General features: G+C 68.3%; 6 protein-coding genes. 2 read left to right on the forward strand and 4 right to left on the reverse strand.

Annotated elements, in window-relative coordinates; all coding sequences use genetic code 11:
- The first annotated feature begins 4 nt into the window (after nt 1-4).
- Together KAK11_RS16330 and KAK11_RS16335 are read left to right on the forward strand one after the other, a co-directional pair.
- Entirely contained in the window at nt 5-499 is a 495-nt protein-coding gene (locus tag KAK11_RS16330; RefSeq protein ID WP_210810299.1) for a GNAT family N-acetyltransferase, read from the forward strand.
- A gap of 38 nt (nt 500-537) precedes the next feature.
- Nucleotides 538-975: a hypothetical protein gene (locus tag KAK11_RS16335; RefSeq protein ID WP_210810300.1), complete on the forward strand. Its 438-nt coding sequence runs from the start codon at nt 538-540 to the stop codon at nt 973-975.
- A 5-nt stretch (nt 976-980) separates the two neighbouring features.
- On the opposite strand, the gene KAK11_RS16340 is transcribed toward KAK11_RS16335, so the two are convergent.
- The 4 genes from KAK11_RS16340 to KAK11_RS16355 form a co-directional block, all read right to left on the reverse strand.
- A complete protein-coding gene (locus tag KAK11_RS16340) occupies nt 981-1,439 on the reverse strand; it encodes a GNAT family N-acetyltransferase (RefSeq protein WP_210810301.1) in 459 nt (152 codons plus the stop codon).
- 127 nt (nt 1,440-1,566) lie between these two features.
- Nucleotides 1,567-9,507: a beta strand repeat-containing protein gene (locus KAK11_RS16345; protein ID WP_210810302.1), complete on the reverse strand. Its 7,941-nt coding sequence runs from the start codon at nt 9,505-9,507 to the stop codon at nt 1,567-1,569.
- 293 nt (nt 9,508-9,800) lie between these two features.
- Nucleotides 9,801-20,834 (reverse strand): beta strand repeat-containing protein, encoded by an 11,034-nt coding sequence (locus KAK11_RS16350; RefSeq protein ID WP_210810303.1) that lies wholly within the window; start codon nt 20,832-20,834, stop codon nt 9,801-9,803.
- Nucleotides 20,835-21,042: 208 nt separating this feature from the next.
- Nucleotides 21,043-21,774 (reverse strand): DUF599 domain-containing protein, encoded by a 732-nt coding sequence (locus tag KAK11_RS16355; RefSeq protein ID WP_210810304.1) that lies wholly within the window; start codon nt 21,772-21,774, stop codon nt 21,043-21,045.
- Nucleotides 21,775-21,809: the final 35 nt, after the last annotated feature.

The following is a 21,809-nucleotide window of genomic DNA, read 5'->3' on the forward strand; positions in this document are numbered from 1 at the left end:
CATCATGCAGGCTGATTCATCCTCACTCCACTTTCGCGCGCTCACCCCCGCCGACCAGCCCGCCCTCTGGCACTGGCTGCACATCGCCCTGTGGGACCCGCCCCCTGCCCCGCTGCGGCCGCTGGAGGTGCTGCAACACCCTGGGGTGCGGGTCTATGCCGAAGACTGGGGCCGCGCCTCTGATGTGGGCGTGGTGGCCGTGGTGGCGGGGCAAGACGCGGGGGCGTGTTGGATGCGCCTGTTGCCTTCGCAGGTGGGCTTGGCCTACGTGGACGAAGCGACGCCTCAGTTGGGCATTGCGCTGGAGCCTCCGTTCCAGCGGCGGGGCGTGGGCAAGCCTTTGATGCTGAAGGCCCTACAGGAGGCGGCTGAGGCGGGCTATAAGCAGGTGGCTTTGACGGTGCACCCGCAGAATGGCGCGCGGTTCATGTACGCGCAATGCGGCTTTGCGTTTGTGGAGCTGCGCAACACCTACCACCTGATGGTTGCAAGGCTGTAGCCACTGCCCATCGCCGCCCCCTTCCTACCTCCACGCCCATGCCCACCCCTCCCCCCTGGCTTGAACTACCCGCCCTGTTGGTCGTTGTAGGCGTCGGCCTTTACTTGCTGGGCCTGGGCTTGGCCGCGCTGCTGGCCCCTCGCCTGGCATCGCGCTTTTTGCTGGGCTTTACCAGTTCTGCGCGGGCGCACTATGCCGAGTTGTTCACCAGGGTCTTGGTGGGCGGCTCCCTGATGGCGGCGGCGCCGCGCTTGGCGGCTTCTGGCGTTTGGGCGGTATTTGGTGGGGTCTTGGTGGCCACGTCGCTGGTGATGCTGTGCCTGCCCTGGCGCTGGCACCAGCGTTTTGCCCAGCGCAGCGTGCCTGCAGCGCTGCGCCATGCGGCATGGGTCGGTGTGGGCGCTTTGGCTGCGGGTGCGGGGCTGTTGGGTGCGCTGGCGGTGGGCGCTGAAGCCCAGGGGCTCAGCGCTGGGTAGACCTTTCAGCCCCCTGCCCGCCACTCCAGCACTTCGTCACCGTGCCCGTCCACCTCGCCCGTGCTGCGCCAGCCCAGGTGGCGGTAAAAGCCGTATGAGCGCACCTGTGGGTCGGCCGAGCAGGCCAAGAACAAGCGCTGGTGCCCCTGCGCTTGCAGCAGCGCCATCACTTGGCGCAGTAGCGCCTGGCCTATGCCCTGCCCTTCAAAGCCCGGCAGCAGGGCCAGCACCACCACTTCGCCGCTCTCCAGGCTGCCAAAGCCATAGCCCACCATCTGGCCGTCGCACTCGGCCATCACGCCCTGCAGCACCCCGGCGCGGATATCTGCCGCCCAGCTCTCCGCAGTGATGCCCAAGGCCGCCAAGCGGGCCGGGCTGATGGCGTTCTCGCGGGTTTGGCCACGCAGGCGGATGTAGTCCTCTGCGCGCTCTGGCGGGGCGGGGGCGTAGCGGAGGGTGTTCATGGGGCGGGCCTCTGTGGCCCGGAGTGTAGAGGCCAGCCCCCAAGGAAAAAAGCCGCCAGCTTGCGCGGCGGCTTTCGTGGGGCGTGCCTGCGCAGCCGTGCTGGCGACGCACAGACCCCGTGGAGGCTTAGATCAACACCTGTCGGCGCAGCGCCTCGTCGTCCAGCAAGCTGGCCAGGCTGGGCGCTGCCAGGGCCGCAGCCGGCGCGGCTTGGGCCACGCTGGCGGCTTGGGCGCTGTCTTGCAGCAGGCCTTCGGCCGGGGCGGCCAGCAGCTCGCCCAAAGCGGGTGCTGGGGCTTGCTCACCCTTGGCAAACCACACGTCGGCCATGGCGTGGGTGCTGCCGTCGGCGGTGGTGTAGTCGGACACCAAGCCCAGCAGGTTGCCGTTGTTCACCTCGGTGCCGGCCGCAGCCTGCAGGTTCAGGCTGGTGATGCCCAGCTCGGTCAAAGACTTCAGCTCGCCAGCGTCCGTCACGCCGTTGCTATTGCCGTCCACCCACACTTGCAGTTGGTTCCAGTTGGCGTCAGCGCTGCTGAGCATGTGGTCGCCGTTGCTGTCTTCCCAGCGCATGGCTTCATAGCCGTCGCCCGCGCGTTGGCCTTGGGCGTTGTGCGTGCCGATGCCAAACAGCTCGCGGCCGTCGTTGATCAGCCCGTCGCCGTTGCGGTCCATCACCAGCAGGCCGTCGTTCGCGCCCACCCAGCCGGTTTGGCGGGCGGTGCCGGTGGCCATCACGTCAAAGCTCACGCCCTCCGCCGCGGCCAAGGTTTGGATGCCGTTGCCGTCCAGGTCCAGCACGATGGGCGTCGCCAGCATGTAGGTGTTGAGCTGGGCCGTGTTCATGGCCGCCACGTCTTCGCCCTCAAAGGCGCCGATCTGCGTGGTGGTCATGGCCGCAATGTCGGCGGTCTCCAGGCCGGCGATCTGGTCGGTGGTCAGGGAGACGATCTGCTCGGTGGTCAGGGCGCGCGCCTGGGCGGTGCTCAGGGCCGCGATCTGGCTGGTTTGCAGGGCCTGGAACTGGTCGGTGCTCAGTGCCGCAATCTGGGCTGTGCTCAGGTTGGCCACTTGCCCGCCTTGCAGGGCTTGGATGTCGTCTGTGGCCAAGGCGGCGATCTGCGCCGTGCTCAGCGCGCGCAGCGCCACCGTGCTCAGGCTTTGCACTTGGTCGGTGCTCAGGGCGACGATCTGGTCGGTGGTCAAGGCGGCCATGCTGGCTGTGCCCAGGGCTCGCAGGTCGGCCGTCTCCAGGGCGCCGATTTGGTCGGTGGTCAGGCCCGCGATCTGCGCCGTGGTCAGCGCAGCGGCTTGTGCGGTGCTCAGGGCTTGGATGCCGTCGGTGCTCAGGGCGGCCAGCGCCTCGGTGGTGAGGGCCCGAATGGACGCCGCACCCAGGGCCGAGAGATCCGCCGTGCCCAGCGTGGCCAGGTGGTCCGAGGTCAGGGCCGCGACTTGGGTGGTGGTCAGGGCCGCAAACTGCGCCGTGCCCAGGGCGTCCAGTTGGTCGGTGGACAAGGCGGCAATCGCTGCCGTCGTCAAGGCCCGCAGGTTGACCGTGCCCAGCGCGGCTATGTCGGCCGTCTCCAGCGCCGAGACTTGCTCGGTGGACAAGGCAGCCACTTGCGCGGTGGTCATGGCCGCCACTTGGGCGGTGCTCAGGGCCGCCACGCCATCACTGGTCAGCGCGGCCACTTGGGCCGTGCTCAGGGCCTTGATGTTGGCCGAGCCCAGGGCGGCGATGTCGGCGGTGTCCAGGCCGGCAATCTGCGCCGTGGTCAGGGCCACGGCTTGGGCCGTGGTGAGGGCGGCCATCTGGGTGCTGGTCAAGGCGCCCAGTTGGTCGGTGCTCAGCGAGGCCACTTGGCTGGTGGTCAGCGCCGCCACTTGGGCCGTGCCCAGCGCAGCCATTTGGTCCGTGCCCAGGGCTGCCAGTTGCGCGGTGCTCAGTGCCTTCACGTGGGTCACGCCCAGCGCGGCCAGGTCGGCGGTTTCCAACGCGGCCACTTGGGCCGTGGTCAGGGCCGAGGCTTGGGCGGTGGTCAGCGCGGCAAACTGAGCCGTGGTCAGGGCATTGAGCTGCGCGGTGTCCAGCGCGGCCACTTGGGCCGTGGAGAGCTGGGCCACTTGCGTGGTGCTCAGGGCGGTGACCTGGCCCGTGCCCAGGGCATTGAGCTGGGCCGAGCCCAGGCTTTGGAGCTGGGCCACCGTCAGGGCCCGCAGGTCAGCGGTCTCGATGGCAGCCACTTGGTCGGTGCTCAAGGCCGCAACCTGTGTGGTGCTCAGCGCTGCCACTTGAGCGGTGGTCAGGGCTTGCACATCGGCGGTGGTCAGGGCCACCAGTTGCTCGGTGCTCAGCACTCGCAATTGCGTGATGCTCAGGGCTGCGGCTTGTGCGGTGGTCAGCGCGGCCATTTGTTCAGAGCTCAGCGCAGCGACTTGCGCCGTGCTCATGATCTTGAGGTCGGCGGTCTCGATGGCGGCCACTTGGTCGGTGCTCAGCGCTGCCACGCCAGCAGTGGTCAGGGCCAGCACTTGGGTGGAGCTCAGAGCCGCCACTTGGCTGGAGCTCAGGCCCGCCAAGGCGTCGGTTTGCAGCGCAGCGATGGCGGCGGTGCCCAAGCGAGCCAGGTCGCCCGTCTCGAAGGCCGCCACCTGGTCGCTGGCCAGGGCCGCCGCCTGGGTGCTGGTGAGCACCGCGGCTTGGGCGCTGGTCAGCGCCGCGATCTGGTCGCTGGTCAGCGCGGCCACAGCGGCCGTGCCCAGGGCCTTGACGGCTGCAGTGCTCAGCACCGCAAAGTCCGCCGTCTCCAAGGCCGCGATTTGCGCGGTGGTCAGGCTGGCCGCTTGCGCGGTGGTCAGCACCGCAGCTTGGGCGGTGGTCAGGGCGTTGAGGTTGTCGGTGCTGAGGGCCGAGACTTGGGCCGTGCTCAGGGCCGCCACTTGCGCATTGGTCAGTGCGCTCATTTGCGAGGTCAGCAAGGCATTGAGCTGCTGCGAGCCCAGTGCCGCCATTTGCGCCGTGCTCAGCACGCGCAGGTCCTGAGTTTCCAGGGCCGGCATTTGGTCGCTGGCCAAGGCACCCACTTGTGCGGTGCTCAAGCCGGCCACTTGGCCCGTGGTCAGCGCCGCCACCGCATCGGTGCTCAGCGCGGCCACTTGGGCCGAGCTCAGGCCTTTGAGGCCCAAGGTGCTGATGGCGGCGACGTCCTCAGAGGTCAACTCCGCCACTTGCTCGGTGGTCAACGCAGCCAATTGCGCCGAGCCCAGCAGCGCGAATTGCGCGGTGCTCAGGGCGTTCAGGCTGTCGGTGCTGAGGCCGGCCATTTGCGCCGTGGTCAAGGCCGTGACTTGGCTGCTGGAGAGCGCGGCAATCTGGGCCGTGCCCAGCGCATTGAGTTGGTCCGAAGCCAGCGCGCGGATCTGGGCGGTGCTCAGGGCGCGCAAGTCTGCGGTTTCGAGCACGGCCATTTGGTCGGTGCTCAGCGCCGCCACTTGGGCGGTGGTCAGGCCAGCGGCCTGGGCGGTGGTGAGCGCGGCAATCGCGCTGGTGGACAGCGCCGCCACCTGCTCGGTGCCCAGCGCCTTGAGCGTGTTGACAGCCCAGGCGGCCAGGTCGGTGGAGACCAAGGCTGCCGCTTGCTCGGTGGTCAGCGCCGCAGCCTGGGCCGAGGTCAGCGCGGCCATTTGGCCAGTGCCCAGGGCATTGAGCGCGTCGGTGCTCAAGGCGGCCACTTGCGCGGTGGTCAGGGCCACGATCTGGCCGGTCGAGAGCGCGGCCAGTTGCGTGCTGGTCAAGGCATTGAGCTGGTCAGAGCCCAGCGCCGCCACTTGGGCGGAGGTCAGCGCGCGCAAGTCAGCGGTCTCGATGGCGGGCATCTGGCTGGTGCTCAGCGCGGCCACTTGGGCGGTGGTCAGCGCGGCGACTTGCAGCGTGGTCAAGGCGGCCATCGCATCGGTGCTCAGCGCCGCCACTTGCTCGGTGCTCAAGCCCTTGATGCCGGCCACGCTGATGGCGGCCACATCGTCGGACGTCAGCGCCGCGACTTGGCCCGTGGTCAGCGCCGCCAACTGGGCCGAGCTGAGCTGGCTGAACTGCTGGGTGCTCAGCGCGTTCAGGTTATCGGTGCTCAGGCTGGCCATTTGCGTGGTGCTGAGCGTGTTGATCTGCGTGCTGCTCAGCGCCCCCATTTGCGCCGTGCCCAGCGCATTGAGCTGCTCTGAGGCCAAGGCGCGGATCTGCGCACTGGTCAGTGCGCGCAGGTCGGCCGTCTCCATCGCAGGCATTTGCGTGCTGCTGAGCGCCGCAATCTGGGCGGTGGTCAGGCCGGCCGCTTGCGCGGTGGTCAGCGCGGCCACGGCGCCTGTGGACAAGGCCGCCACTTGTGCCGTGCCCAAGGCTTTGAGGGTGTTGACCGACAAGGCGGCCAGGTCGGCCGCTTCCATGCCGGCCGCTTGTTCGGTGGTCAGGGCAGCGGCTTGAGCCGTGGTCAGCGCAGCCATCTGGCTGGTGTTCAGTGCGTTCAGCGCAGCGGTGGTCAAGGCCGCCACTTGCGCGGTGGTCAGGGCGATGACTTGGCCGGTGGTGAAGGCCGCCATCTGGGTGCTGGTCAGGGCGTTGAGCTGGTCTGAGCCCAAGGCAGCCACTTGCGTGGCCAGCAGCGCGCGCAGGTCGCCCGTCTCAATGGCTTGCACCTGGGCGGTGGTCAGCGCGGCCACCTGGGCGGTGTTCAGGCCGGCCACCTGGGTGCTGGTCAGCGCGGCAATCACCTGGGTGGAAAGCGCCGCCATCTGGGCCGTGCCCATGACGTTGAGCGTGCTGACGGCCAAGGCCGCCACGTCGCCAGGCTCCAGCGCGGCCATTTGGTCGCTGCTGAGGGCCTGCCACTGCGCACTGGTGAAGACGCCCATCTGCGTCGGGCTCAAGGCCTGGACTTGGGCGGTGGTCAGGCCCGCCACCTGGTCGGTGGTCAGGGCGCTGACTTGCTGGGTGGCCAAGGCCGCCACTTGCGCGCTGTCCAAGGCGCCCAACTGATCCGTGCTCAAGGCCCGCAAAGCGGCGCTGCCCAAGGCCCGCAGGTCCAGGGTTTCCATGGCCGCCAGTTGCGTGGTGGTGAGGGCCGCCACTTGCTCGGTGCTCAGCGCCGCCACCTGGGCCGACGAGAGCGCCACGAATTGCGCCGTGCTCAGCTCGGCCACGGCTGCCGTGCTCAAGGCCCGCAGCGCAGCGGTGCCCAGCACGGCCAGGTCGGCGGTCTCCAAGCCGGCGACTTGGCTGCTGGTCAAGGCGGCCCATTGCTCAGTGCCCAGGCCTGCCGCTTGGGCCGTCGTCAACGCGGCCACCTGGGCCGTGGTCAAGGCGGCGATCTGGCCGCTGCTCAGGGCCCGCAGCGTGGCCGTGCTCAGCGCGGCCAGGTCGGCGGTTTCCAGGGCCGCCACTTGGTCGGTGGTCAGCGCGGCGGCTTGGCTGCTGCGCAGGGCCGCAAAGTGGGCGGTGCCCAGGGCATTCAAGTCTTCGGTGACCATGCCGGCCAACTGGGCCGTGCTCAGGCCCGCAGCTTGTGCCGTGGTCAGGGCGCCAAACTGGGCAGTGCTCAAGGCATTCAGCGCCTCGGTGCCCAAGGCACCCAGTTGCGCCGTGCTGAGCACGGCCAAGTCAGCCGTTTCCAGCGCAGCGACTTGGTCGCTGGAGAGCGCGGCGACTTGCGCCGTGGTCAAGGCACGGGCCTGGGCGGTGGTCAGCGCGGCAACTTGGGCCGTGGTCAGCTCGGCAATTTGCTCGGTGCGCAGTGCAGCGAGCTGCACCGTGCCCAGCGCCGCGACTTGGGCGGTGCTCAAGGCCGAGACCTGGTCCGTGGTCAGGGCCTGAATCTGGCGTGTAGAGAGGGCTAGCAGGTCGGCGGTTTCCAGCGCTTGGACCTGGGTGGTGGTCAGCGCTGCCATGTGGTCGGTGCGCAAGGCGGCGGCCTGGGCCGTGCTCAACACGCCAATTTGCGTGGTGCTGAGCGCGGCCACAGCGTCCGTCTGCAGCGCCGCGATGTGCGCGGTGCTCAACACCGCCAAGTCGGCGGTTTCTAGGCCCGCCACTTGGTCGCTGGTGAGTGCGGCGGCATGCACCGTGGTCAGCGTGGACCATTGGCCGGTGGTCAAGGCGGCAATGGCGTCGCTGCTGAGCGCCGCGAACTGCGGGCCGCTCAGCGCACGCACCACCGTGGCGCCCAGGGCGGCCACATCGGCAGTCTGCAGCGCGGCCAACTGCTCGGTGGTCAAGGCGGCAGCTTGGGCGCTGGTCAGCGCAGCAAACTGGCTGGTGCTGAGGGCATTCAGCGCATCGCTGCTGAGGCCGGCCACCTGCTCGGTGCCCAGCGCGTTGACTTGGCTGGTGGCCAGGGCCGCGACTTGGTCCGTGCCCAGTGCATTGAGCTGGGCAGTGGAGAGGGCCCGCAACTGGGCGGTGGTCAGCGCCCGCAAGTCGGCGCTTTCAATGGCGGCGACTTGGTCGGTGGTCAGCGCGGCCACTTGGGCCGTGGTGAGGTTGGCAAACTGCGCGGTGGAGAGCGCCCGCAGATCGTCCGTCTCCATCGCAGCCATCTGGCCGGTGGTCAACGCGCGCACTTGGGCGGTGGTCAGCGCGGCAGCTTGGGCGGTGCCCAGGGCGGCCACGTCGTCGGTGCTCAGGGCCGCCACTTGGGCCGTGGTCAGCGCGGCCACTTGCTGGGTGCGCAGGGCCGCCACATTGGCGGTGCCCAAGGCGGCCAAAGATTCGGTGCTGATGGCGCGCACGGCCGCTGTGCTCAGCGCGGCCACAAAGCTGGTGTCCAGCGCCGGGGCTTGGGTCGAGTTCAGGGCTGCGGCATGGGCCGTGGTCATGGCCGCCACTTGGGCCGTGGTCATGGCATTGAGCTGGGCTGTGTCCAAGCCCGCCACTTGGGCCGAGGTCAAGCCCAGCACCTGGGCGGTGCTCAGGGCCGCCACGCCAGCGGTGGTCAGGGCATTGAGCTGGTCGGTGCTCAGGCTGGCCAAGGCGCGCGTGCTCATGGCGCGCAGGTCGGCGGTCTCAATGGCCGCCATCTGGTCGGTGGTCAGCGCCGCAGCCTTGGTGTTGGTCAGCGCGACGAACTGCGCGGTGGTCAAGGCCTGCAGGTCGTCCGTCGTCAGGCCCGCCACTTGGGTGGTGCTGAGGGCATTGATCTGGGTGGTGCTCAAGCCGGCAATCTGGCTGCTGTCCAGCGCGGCCAGTTGGTCGCTGGAGAGGGCTTGCAGCGCTGCGGTCTTGAGCGCGTTGAGCTGCGCGGTGCTGAGCGCCGCCATTTGGTCCGTGGTGAGCGCCGCAGCCTGGGCCGAGGACAGCGCTTGCACCTGCGCCGTGCTGAGGGCGGCCACCGCCTCGCTCGACAAGGCCGCCACTTGCGCGCTGCCCAGGGCCATCAAAGCGGCCGTGCTGAGCACGCGGACATCCGCCGTCTCCAGGGCATTGACCTGGGCCGTGGTCAGGCTGGCGACTTGCGCCGTGGTCAGGCCAAACACCTGAGCAGTGGTCAGGGCTTGCACCCCGTCCGTGGAGAGGGCCGCAATCGAGGCCGTGCTCAGATTGCGCAAGGTATTGACCTGCAGAGCGGCCACATCAGCCGTCTCCAGGGCCGCCAGTTGAGCGGTGGTCAGGGCGGCAGCTTGGGTGGAGCTGAGCACCGCAAACTGCGCGGTGCTCATGGCGTTGAGGCTGTCGGTGGTCAGCGCGGACAACTGGGCCGTAGTGAACTTGCTGACCTGGGTGTTGTTGAAGGCAGCGATCTGCGCGCTGTCCAGCGCGTTGAGCTGCTCGGTGGTCAGCGCCGCAATGCCCGCCGTGGTGATGGCGCGCAAGTCAGCCGTTTCCATGGCCGCGATCTGCGTGGTGCTCAGCAAGGCCAGGTTTTGCGCGGGGATCACAGCGACCTGAGCCGTGGTCAGGGCGGCAATCTGTGCCGTGGAGAACGCAGCCCAGTCTTCGGTGGTGAGGCGGCTGATCACCAGCGTGGACAGGGACGCAATCTGCGCGGTACTCAGATTGGGAATGATGGTCGCCATGGGCGCAGCTCCAAAATAGGTGCGGCTCCGCCCAACACGGGGGAGCCTCTGGGCCAGCGTTCAGGGCAGCGGCGTGCGCAGGCGGCAGGCCTCGGCCCTGAATCTGGTCCGTCCCAAGGAACTTCGGCGGTAGAGCGCCAGACTTGAGGACAGACTGCCGCGTCTGGCGCGCCAAGTTGTGCCTCAATGTGTGGCCGCATCACGCGCACAAGCGCAGCGCTGCCGCACGCCCGCTTGGGCGCGCGCACCCGCCACCACCGGGTGGCCCCGGCGGTGGCTTGGCTTGTCTCGGCTTAGATCAGCACTTGGCGGCGCAGGGCTTCGTCGTCCAGCAGGCTGGCCAGGTTGGGCGCAGCCAGGGCAGCCGGCGCGGCGGGGGCCACGACGGCGGCGGCTTGGGCCGTGTCTTGCAACAGGCCCTCTGCGGGCGCAGCCAGGAGCTCAGACAAGGCTGGTGCTGGGGCTGCGCCTTGGGTGAACCACACGTCGGCCATGGCATGGGTGCTGCCATCGGCGGTGGTGTAGTTGGAGACCAATCCCAGCAGGTTGCCGTTGTCGACCTCGGTGCCGACTTGCGCTTGCAGGTTGAGGCTGGTGATGCCCAGCTCGGTCAGCGACTTCAGCTCGCCGGCATCGGTGACACCGTCGCTGTTGCCATCCACCCAGACTTGCAGCTTGCTCCAGTTGGCATCGGCCGCGTCGAGCATGTGATCGCCATTGCTGTCTTCCCAGCTCATGGCCACATAGCCGTTGCCGGCGCGTTGGCCCTGGGCGTTTTGAGTGCCGGCCCCGAACAGCTCACGGCCGTCGTTGATCAGGCCGTCGCCATTGCGGTCCATCACCAGCAAGCCGTCGTTGCCGCCCACCCAGCCGGTCTGGCGCAAGGTGCCCGTGGCAGCCACGTCAAAGGCCACACCGTTGTCGACCGACAGTGTCTCGATGCCGTTGCCGTCCAGGTCCAACACCATGGGGGTGATGGCGAAGTAGGCGTCCAGTTGGCTGGCGTTCATCGCGGCCACGTCTTCCGCTTCGAAGGCGGCTTGTTGGTCGCTGCTCAAGGCGGCAATGTCGGCCGTCTCCAGGCCGGCGATCTGGCCGGTGGTCAGCGCCACGATTTGCTCGGTGGTCAGCGCCCGGGCCTGGGCCGTGGTGAGCGCGGCGATCTGCGCGGTGCCCAAGGCCTGGAACTGGTCCGTGGTCAGCGCCGCCACCTGCGCGGTGGTGAGGTTGGCGATATGCCCGCCTTGCAGGGCTTGCACATCGTCGGTGGCCATCGCAGCGATCTGGCTGGTGCTCAGGGCGCGCAGGGCTGTGCTGCTGAGGCTGTGGACTTGCTCGGTGGTCAGGGCCACGATCTGGTCGGTGGTCAGGGCCGCGAAGGCCGCTGTGCCCAAGGCCCGCAGATCCGCAGTCTCCAAGGCCGCCACCTGGGTGCTGGTCAGGCCCGCAATCTGGGTGGTGGTCAGCGCGGCCACTTGCAAGGTGCTCAGCGAGGCGATGTCATCCGTGCCCAGCGCGCTGAAGGCTTCGGTGCCAATGGCGCGAATCGAGGCGGTGCCCAGCGCAGCCAAGTCGGCGGTGCTGATCGTGGCCAAGTGCTCAGAGGTCAGGGCCGCGATCTGCGCCGTGCTCATGGCGGCGAACTGCGTCGTGCTCAAGGCATCAACCTGCGCGGTGGACAGCGCTGCAATCGCATCGGTGCTCAGAGCGCGCAGGTTCACCGTGCCCAAGGCGGCCATGTCAGCCGTCTCCAGCGCAGCCACTTGCTCGGTGGACAGCGCCGCGACTTGCGCGGTGGTCAGCGCCGCCACTTGCGCGGTGCTCAGGGCGCCCACAGCGGTGCTGGTGAGGGCGGCGATTTGAGCGGTGCTGAAGGCCTTCACATTGGCCGCGCCCAGGGCGGCCAGGTCGGCGGTGTCAAAGCCGGCAATCTGGTCGGTGGTCAGGGCCACGGCCTGCGCGGTGGTCAATGCAGCCACTTGGGTGCTGCTCATGGCCACCAGTTGGTCGGTGCTCAAGGCCGCCACTTGCGTGCTGGTCAACGAGGCCACTTGCGCGGTGCCCAGCGCGGCCACCTCGTCGGTGCTCAAGGCGGCCAGTTGGGCCGTGCTCAAGGCACGCAAGGCCAAGGTGTTCATCGCGGCCAGGTCAGCCGTCTCCAAGGCGGCCAACTGCGCCGTGGTCAGGGCCATGGCTTGCGCCGTGGTCAAGGCGGCGAACTGGCTTGTGGTCAGGGCGTTGACTTGGGCTGTATCCAGTGCGGCCACCTGGGCGGTGGACAGCGACGCCACTTGCGTGGTGCTCAGCGCCGCCACTTGGGCCGAGCCCAGGGCGTTGAGCTGCGTCGAGGTCAGGCTCTGCAATTGCGAGGCCGACAAGGCCAGCAGGTCGGCGGTTTCCAGGGCCGCCACTTGGTCGGTGCTCAGTGCAGCCACATGGGTGGTGCTGAGCGACGCGACTTGGGTGGTGGTCAGGGCCTGCACATCGGCCGTGCTCAGGGCCACCAGTTGCTCGGTGGACAAAGCGCGCAATTGCTGGGTCGCCAAGGCGGCGGCTTGGGCGGCGGTCAGCGAGGCCACCTGGTCGGTGGTCAGAGCCGCAATCTGGCCGGTGCCCATGGCCTTGAGGTCGGCAGTTTCAATGGCGCGGATCTGGTCGGTGCTCAGCGCGGCCACGGCGGTCGTGGTCAGGGCGGAGAGCTGGGTCGAGGTCATGGCCGCGACTTGGGTGGAGCTGAGGCCCGCCAGCGCGCCCGTCTGCAGCGCCGCAATGGCGGCGGTGGTCAACAGCGCCAAATCGTTGGTTTCAAGCGCGGCCACTTGGTCGCTGGACAGTGCTGCGGCCTGGGTGTTGGACAAAGCCGCCGCGTGCGCAGTGGTCAGTGCGGCCACTTCTGCCGTGGTGAGCGCAGCCACAGCGGCCGTGCCCAAGGCGCGCACCGCAGCGGTGCTCAGCGCCGCCAGGTCCGCCGTCTCCAGCGCGGCGATCTGCTCGGTGCTCAGGCCAGCGGCCTGGGCGGTGGTCATCACCGCAAACTGGGCGGTGGTCAGGGCATTGAGCTTGTCGGTGGTCAGGCCGGCCAATTGCGCCGTGCTCAGCGCGGCCACTTGCACCGTGGTCAGCGCCGCCATCTGGACGGTGCCCATGGCATTCAACTGCTCGGTGGACAGCGCCCGCAGCGCGGCCGTGCCAATGGCACGCAAGTCTGCGGTTTCGAGGGCCGGCATTTGGTCGCTGGTCAGCGCGCCAATCTGGGCCGAGCTCAGGCTCGCCACCTGCGCCGTGCTCAGGGCTTGCAGCGCATCGGTGGACAAGGCGGCCACACGGTCGGTGCCCAAGGCCACCACGGCGGCGGTGGTCAAGGCGGCCACATCACCGCTCTCCATCGCGGCCACTTGCTCCGTGGTCAGCGCAGCAGCATGCGCAGCCGTCAAGGCGCGGATCTGGTCGGTGGCCAAGGCGTTCAGGTTGTCGGTGCTCAGGCCCGCGACCTGGGCGGTGCTGAGGCTGGCCACCTGGGTGGTGCTCAGCGCCGCCATCTGGGCGGTGCCCAAGGCGTTGAGCTGCTCGGTGGCCAGCGCACGGATCTGGGCCGTGCTGAGGACGCGCAGGTCCGCTGTCGCCAAGGCGCTCATCTGGTCGGTGCTGATCGCCGCCACTTGCGCTGTGGTCAGGCCAGCGGCCTGCGCCGTGGTCAGCGCTGCGATGGCATCGGTGGACAAAGCGGCCACCTGGGCGGTGCCCAGCGCCTTGACCGTGTTGACGGCCATGGCGGCCAGGTCGGCCGTCTCCAGCGCGGCGGCTTGCTCGGTGGTCAGCGCAGCGCCTTGGGCGGTGGTCAGCGCGGCCATTTGGCCGGTGCTCAGGGCGTTCAGGGCGTCGGTGCTCAGCGCAGCGATCTGGGCCGTGGTCAAAGCCGCGACCTGGCTGTTGGAGAAGGCCGCCATCTGGGCGCTGGACAAGGCGTTGAGCTGCTCGGAACCCAGCGCGGCGACTTGCGCCGTGCCCAGGGCTCGCAGGTCAGCCGTCTCCAGAGCTGGCATTTGGTCGGTGCTCAGGGCCGCCGCTTGGGCGGTGCTCAGTGCAGCGGCTTGAACCGTGGTCAGCGCGACGATGGCGTCGGTGCTGAGGGCGGCCATGTGCTCGGTGCTCAGGCCTTTGAGGCCGTTGACGCTGATGGCTGCCACATCATCGGTGGCCAGTGCGGCCACTTGGTCGGTGCTCAGCGCGGCGAGCTGCGCCGAGCTGAGCAGGCCGAACTGCGCCGTGCTCAAGGCGTTCAGGTTGTCGGTGCTCAGGCCCGCCATTTGCGTGGTGGTGAGCGCGGCGACCTGGGTGTTGGTCAGCGCGGCCATTTGCGCGGTGCCCAGGGCGTTGATCTGCTCGGTGCCCAGCACCGCCAGTTGGGCGGCGGTCAGGGCGCGCAGGTCGGCGGTCTCCAGGGCCGCCACTTGGTCGCTGGTCAGCGCGGCGACTTGCGCCGTCGACAAGGCTTGCACATGCACGGTGCTGAGTGCCGCAATGTCGTCGGTCTCCAAGGCGGCGACTTGGTCGGTGCTGAGCTTGTTGACTTGGGCACTGCTCAGGGCTGCCACCTGCGCGGTGGTCAGGGCCGCCACTTGGGCCGTGGTCAGCGCTTGGACTTGGGTGCTGGTCAGGTTGCGCAGGTCGGCCGTCTCCAGGGCTTGGATCTGGTCGGTGGTCAACGCGGCCACTTGGGCCGTGGTCAAGCTCATGGCTTGGGTCGAGGACAGCGCGGCAATTTGATCGGTGGCCAAGGCGGCCAATGTCTCGGTGGTCAAGGCGGCCAGCGCGGCCGTGGTCAGAGAGGCCACGTCGGCCGTCTCCAAGCCGGCCACTTGGTCGCTGGTCAGTGCTGCCGCTTGCGTCGAGGTGAGCTGGGCCACTTGGGCCGCCCGCAGGGCCGTGATCTGCTCGGTGGTCAGCGCGGCCACAGCGTCGGTGGTCAAGCCACGGATGGCGGCAGAGCCCAAGGCCGCCACATCGGCCGACTCCATGGCCGCCACTTGGGCCGAGCTCAGGGCACCGGCTTGAGCGCCGGTCAGCACTGCCATTTGGGCCGTGGTCAGCGCGTTGAGTTGGTCGGTGCTGAGGCCCGCGATTTGGCCGGTGGTCAGGGCCGCCACCTGGGCATTGGTCAGGGCCACCATTTGCTCGGTGCCCAGCGCATTGATTTGCGCGGTTTGCAGCGCGGCAATCTGTGCCGTGCTCAAGGCCCGTAGGTCGGCGGTTTCAATGGCCGCGACTTGGTCGGTCGTCAGGGCCGCCAGTTGGGCGGTGGACATCGCCACGAAATGCGCCGTGGTCAAGGCCTGCAGGTCGGCAGTCTCCAGCGCAGCGGCTTGGTCGGTGCTCAGAGCTTGAACCTGGGTGTTGGTCAGGGCGGCAGCCTGGCCCGCCGTCAGCGCAGCGACTTGCTCAGTCGTCAGCGCACGGATGGAGGCCGAGCCCAACTGGCGCAGGTCGGCGGTTTCGAGGGCTTGGATCTGGTCGGTGGTCAAGCTGGCCACTTGGGCCGTGGTCAGGCTGGCCGCTTGGGTGCCGGTGAGGGCTGCGACTTGCTGGGTCTCCAGCGCCGCCAGCGTGGCCGTGGTCAGGGCAGCCAGCGAGGCCGTGTTCAGCGCGGCGACTTGGGCGGTGCCCAGGCCCACAATCTGGTCACTGGTCAGTGCGGCGGCTTGGCTGCTGCTCAGCGCACCCGCTTGGGCCGAGGTCAGCGCGGCCAGCGACTCGGTGGTCATTGCGGCCACGGCCTCGGTGGTCAGGCTGCGCACCGCATTGGTGGACAGGGCTGCTACGTCGGCGGTCTCCAGCGCGGCGACTTGCGCGGTGCTGAGCGCGGCGGCCTGCGCCGTGGTCAGCGCCGCAAACTGCGCGGTGCCCAGGGCATTGAGGTTGTCGGTCGACAAGCCGGCCACCTGGGCGGTGGTCAGCGCCGCCACTTGCGGTGCACGCAGCGCAGCCATCTGATCGGTGGACAGCGCATTGAGCTGGGCGGTCGACAAGGCTTGAAGCTGAGCATTCGTCAGGGTGGCCAGGTCCGCCGTCTCCAGCGCAGCGGCCTGGTCGGTGGTCAGCGCTGCCACCTGCTCGGTGCCCAGCGCCATCACTTGGGTGGTGCTCAGTGCGCGCAGGTCGTCGGTCTCCAGCGCAGCGATCTGGGCGGTGGTCAGCGCCCGCAATTGCTGGGTGGTCAGGGCCACCATTTGGGCCGTGGTCAAGGCTTCGACTTGGCCGGTGGTCAGGGCCGCCACGGCGGCTGTGCCCAACTGGCGCAAGTCAGCCGTCTCAATGGCTTGAATCTGGTCGGTGGTCAGGGCCGCCACCTGGGCGGTGGTCAGGCCTGCGACTTGTGCGCCGGTGAGGCCCGCAATTTGCGCGCTGTCCAAGGCCGCCAAGGCGGCGGTGGTCATCGCGGCCACCGAGGTCACGCCCATGGCCGCCAGGTCTGCGGTTTGCAGGCCGGCCACTTGGTCGCTGGTGAGCGCAGCGGCATGGGTGGTGTTGATGCTCGCGGCCTGCGCCGTGGTCAGTGCGGCAATGGCTTCCGTGGTCAGCGCGGTGAACTGGTCGGTGCTGAAGTTACGCAGGGCTGCGGTGGTCAGGGCGGCCACATCGGCCGTTTCCATGGCCGCGACTTGGGTGGTCGTGAGCGCAGCGGCTTGCGCCGTGGTCAAGGCCGCCACTTGCGCCGTGGTCAGGGCATTGAACTTGTCGGTTGTCAGGCCAGCAATCTGCTGGGTGTTCAAGGCCGCGACTTGGGCGGTGGTCAGGGCACCGATCTGGTCCGAGAGCAGCGCATTGAGCTGGTCGGTGGACAGCGCCCGCAGCGCTGCCGCGCCCAGGCTGCGCAGGTCTGCGCTTTCGATCACGGCGACTTGGTCGGTGGTCAGCGCGGCCACTTGGGCCGTGGTCAGGCCAGCCACTTGGGCGGTGGTCAGGGCCACCACATTGGCGGTGCTCAAAGCCGCCACTTGCTCGGTGGCCAAGCTGGCCAGTTGCGCGGTGGTGATGGCGGCGGCTTGGGTCACCGTCAAGGCGCCGATCTGGTCGGAGTCGAGCGCACGCAGTTGGGTGCTGCTCAGGACCCGCAGGTCAGCCGTCTCCAGCGCCGCCACTTGGTCAGTGGTCAGCGCCGCGATTTGCGCCGTGGTCAGGGCCACCGATTGCGCAGTGGTCAGGGCCACGGTTTGCGCCGTGGACAAGGCGGCCACGGTGTCAGTGGCCAAGGCGGCCAGGGCCGAGGTGGTCAAGGCGGCCAAGTTGGCAGTGGTCAGGCCAGGGATCTGCTCGCTGGAGAGCACCGCGGTTTGGGTGGAGGTCAATGCCGCGGCTTGCGCCGTGGTCAAGGAGGCCAGGTCGGCGGTAGTCAGCGCGGCAATGGAGGCCGTGCCCAGGGAACGGATACCGGCGGTGCCCAAGGACGAAATGGAGACATTGCCCAGCGCCAGAAGTTGGTCGGGCGTCAGCGCAGCAATCTGGGTCGCCGTCAAGGCGGCCACTTGCGCCGTCGTCAGCGCGGCCAGGTTGTCGGTCGACAGGGTCGAGACTTGGCCGGTGGTCAATGCGGCGATCTGGGTGTTGGTCAGCGCAGCCACTTGGCCGGTCCCCAGCGCATTGAGCTGCGCAGAGCTGAGCTGCACCAATTGCGCGGTGGAGAGGTTGATCAGGTCGGCGGTTTCCAGCGCCGGCATTTGCTCGGTGGTCAGCGCGGCCACTTGAGCGGTGGTGAGCTGGGACACCTGTGCGGTGGTCAACGCCGCCACGGCCGCCGTGGACAGGGCCGCAATCTGATCGGTGCTCAGGGCACGCAAGGCGCTGGTGCGCAAGGCGGCCACGTCGGCGGTTTCAAGGGCAGCGACTTGGTCGGTGGCCAAGCCGGCCAATTGCGCGCCGCTCAGCGCCTCAAACTGGGCCGTGGTCAGGGCCACCAAGGCGTCGGTGTCCATGGCCGCCACTTGGGCCGAGCTGAGCGAAGCCACTTGGCCGGTGCTGAGCGCTGCGGCCTGGGCGGTGGTCAAGGCATTGACCTGCTCGGTGCTGAGCTGGGCCAGCTGAGCCGTGCTCAGCGCGCGCAGGTCGGCGGTTTCCAGGGCGGCGACTTGGTCGGTGCCCAAAGCCTGCAGTTGCGACCCGGTCAAGGCGCCCATTTGCGTGGTGCTCAGCGCTTGGACCTGGGCGGTGCTCAGGCCCGCTACTTGGTCGGTGGTCAGCGCATTGACTTGGTTGGTGGCCAGGGCAGCGATCTGTGTGCTGTCCAAGGCACCCAATTGCGCCGTGCTCAAGGCACGCAAGGCCGCGGTGCCGAGCGCGCGCAAGTCGGCTGTCTCCATCGCCGCCATCTGGGTGGTCGTCAGGGCCGCCACTTGGTCGGTGGTCATGGCCGCAAACTGGGCCGTGGAGAGCGCGACCAACTGCGTGGTGCTCAGCTCCGCCACAGCGGCGGTGCTCAAGGCCCGAATGGCGGCGGTGCCCAGGGCGGCCAGGTCAGCGGTCTCCAAGCCACTGACTTGGGCGCTGGAGAGTGCGGCCAGTTGCTCGGTGGTGAGCGCGGCGGACTGCGCGGCAGTCAGGGCGGCCACCTGGGCGGTGGTCAGGGCCGCGATCTGCGCCGTGGTCATGGCGCGAATGGCGGCGGTGTTGAGGGCGGCCAGATCGGCTGTCTCCAGGGCGGCCACCTGATCCGTCGTCAGCGCAGCGGCCTGAGCGCCCCTCAGGGCCGCAAAGTGGGCGGTCCCCAGCGCATTCAGATCCTCGGTGACCAGACCGGCGACTTGCTCGGTGGTCAAGCCGGCGACTTGGTTGTTGGTCATGGCCGCAAACTGGGCCGTGCTCAAGGCATTGAGCTGATCGGTGTCCAGGGCGCCAAGTTGGGCGGTGCTGAGCGCGGCCAGGTCTGCCGTCTCCAGGGCGGCGACTTGGTCGCTCGACAGCGCGGCCACTTGCGCGGTGGTCAGGGCCGCCGATTGCGCGGTCGTCAGGGCTCGGATCTGGTCGGTGCTGAGGGCAGCCACCTGCTCCGTGCGCAAGGTCGTCAGTTGGGCTGTGGCCAGGGCCGCCGTTTGCGCGGTGGTCAGCGCAGGGACTTGGTCCGTGGTCAGCGCCCGCAGCTGAGTGCTGGACAGCGCCCGCAAGTCCATGGTTTCGATGGCTTGGATTTGCGTGGTGGTCAAGGCCGCGACCTGGGCTGTACCCAGTGCTGCAGTTTGGTTGGTGCTGAGCGCCGCGATCTGGGCCGTGCCCAAGGCCGCCAAGGTGCCGGTTTGCAAGGCAGCGATGTTGGCGGTGTTCATCACCGCCAAGTCCGCGGTTTGCAGGCCGGCCACTTGGTCAGTGGTGAGCGCAGCGGCCTGCACCGTGGTCAGCATGGCCCACTGGCCGGTGGTCAGCGCACTGATGGCGTCGGTGGTCAGGGCCGCAAACTGCGGGCCACTCATGGCCCGCAAGGCCAAGGTGCTCATCGCGGCCACATCGGCGGTCTCCAGCGCGGCGATCTGCGCGGTGGTCAGTGCGGCAGCTTGGGCTGCGGTGAGCGATGCAAACTGCGCCGTGCTCAGGGCGTTGAGCGTCTCGGTGGTGAGGCCAGCAATTTGATCGGTGCCCAAGGCGGTGACTTGGGTGTTGGTCAGCGCCGCGACTTGAGTGCTACCCAGCGCATTGAGCTGATCCGTGGACAGCGCACGCACTTGGCCCGTGGTCAAAGCGCGCAAGTCGGTGGTCTCCAACGCGGCCATCTGGCCGGTGGTCAAGGCTGCGACTTGGGTGGTGGTCAGGTTGGCAAACTGCGCGGTGGTGAGCGCCTGCAAGTCGGCCGTCTCCATGGCCGCCAGTTGCGCGGTGGTCATGCCCCGCAGTTGAGCGGTGGTCAAGGCGGCCGCCTGAGCCGTGCTCAAGGCCACCACCTCCTCGGTGTTCAAGGCAGCCACTTGAGCGGTGCTCAGCGCCGCCACTTGGCCGGTGCGCAGCGCTGCAATGCCGGCGGTGCCCATGGCGGTCAGGGCCTCGGTGCTGATGGCGCGCAGTGCGGCGGTGCCCAGGGCTGCAATGGAGGCGGTGTCCAGGGTCGAGGTTTGGGCCGAGCCCAAAGCCGCCGCTTGGGCGGTGGTCAGCGCCGCGACTTGGGCGGTGCTCAGGGCGTTCAGCCGGGTGCTGTCCAGGCCGGCCACTTGGGCCGTGCTCAGGCCTTGAACCTGGGCGGTGGTCAGTGCGGCCACGCCGTCGGTGGTCAAGGCATTCAGTTGGGCGGTGCTCAGGCCGGACAGCGCGCGCGTGGTCATGGCGCGCAAGTCGGCGGTCTCCAGGGCGGCCATTTGCGCGGTGGTCAATGCCGCCGCCTTGGTGTTGGTCAGCGAGGAGAACTGCGCCGTGGTGAGGGCCTGCAGGTCTTCAGTGGTCAGCGCCGCCATCTGAGCTGTGCTCAGGGCGTTGATCTGGGCGGTGGTCAGGCCAGCAATCTGGGTGCTGTCCAAGGCCGCCAACTGGGCCGAGGACAAGGCCGCGATGGCCGAAGTCTTGAGCGCGTTGAGTTGAGCGGTGCTGAGCGCGCCCATTTGGTCGGTGGTCAACGCAGCGGCCTGAGCCGAGGTCAGGGATTGGGTCTGAGCCACGCTCAAGGCGGCCACAGCAGCGGTGGACAGCGCCGCGACTTGGCCTGTTCCCAAAGACGCCAACGCGCCAGTGCTCAGCGCGCGCACATCGGCCGTCTCCAAGGCATTGACCTGGGCCGTGGTCAGGCCGGCCAATTGGGCAGTGCTGAGGTTGGCGACTTGGCCGGTGGTCAGGGCTTGAACGCTGGCGGTCGACAGGGCGGCAATCGACGCGCTGCTCATGGCTCGCAAGCTGGTGACCTGCAAGGCGGCGACGTCGGCGGTCTCCAGCGCAGCCACCTGGGCGGTGGTCAAGGCGGCCGCTTGTGCAGAGCTGAGCACCGCAAACTGCGCGGTGCTCATGGCGTTGAGGCTGTCTGTGGTCAGCGCCGAGAGCTGGGCGGTGGTGAACTTGCTGACCTGGGTGTTGTTGAAGGCTGCGATCTGCGTGCTGTCCAGCGCATTGAGCTGCGCAGAGGTCAGCGCGGCAATGCCGGCGGTGGTGATGGCCCGCAGGTCCGCCGTTTCCATGGCGGCGATTTGCGTGGTCGTCAGGCCAGCCAGGTTTTGCGCGGGGATGGCCGCCACCTGAGCGGTGGTCAGCGCGGCGATCTGCGCCGTCGAGAACGCTGCCCAGTCCTCTGTGGTGAGGCGTGCAATCGTGGCCGTGGAGAGGGCCGCGATTTGGGCAGTGGTCAGGCTGGTAATGATGGTCGCCATGCGCGAAGCTCCGAGAATCTGGTGTGCCCCATCCAACATGGATGGAGGCTCTAGACCGGAGATCGACACAGTGGCAAGCCTCATGGGCTCACCACGGCCCCTTTACCCGGTCCGTCGTACGGGACTTCGGCGGGGCGGCTTGAGACTTGAGAATGAAATTCGAATTGGCTGCCTAAACGGGCTTGTTCGTGACATGCGTCCCGAACATTCAGGAAGAGCTCTCTGTGGGGCCAGGACGCTGCTCCAACAGGCTTAAAACATCGGAATGGAACTCCCGGCGATAAAGAATCCACACCACAGACGCGGTGGCGACCATACAAGCCCAAGGTGAGAAGAACCAAGCGATGGCGGGAAAGGACATGTAGCAGGCGCGCAGGCCGTCGTTGAAAGTTTCTGCCGCCAAGCCCATCACGCCACCGGCCCGGTCGGCAAAGGCTTGCCGAGCTGCATCGTCCCACGCTTCAGAATGTTGAGGCGCCGCGCCCAGCAAGAGCGCTCCGAAGGTGTACTGGCGCATGCTCCAGGTGAAGCGGAAGAAGGCAAACACAAAAATGCCCGTCAGCAGCACCAGCTTGAGCTCGAACACCAAAGCCGTGGTGCGGGCCGCAAAGGGCAGGTCTTGCACCAAGGTGACGGTTTTGTCGCCCGAGCCCAAAGCGGCCAGCAAAGCGCCCAAGATCAGAATCGAGGTCGAGGCAAAGAACGAGGGGCTGGTGGAGAGGTTTTGCACCACCACGCCATCGAGCACCCGGTTGTCGCGGAAGGTGGCGCGCCACATCCAGAGATGGCGCTCACGGTTGGTGGCCACCAAGATGGACGGGTGGGTCGCGGCGCGGCGCCGTGCAAACCAGACATAGCCGCCCCAGCCCGCGAAAAAGCCGATCAGCGCCAACCAGTCCAGCAGAGGCAAGGCGCTCAGAACTTGAATACTCAGTGTCATGCCTGGGACTGTAGCGGCTTCTGTCGGCCCTGCCG

The organism is Ideonella paludis (assembly GCF_018069865.1).
Classification (GTDB): Bacteria; Pseudomonadota; Gammaproteobacteria; order Burkholderiales; family Burkholderiaceae_C; genus Ideonella; species Ideonella paludis.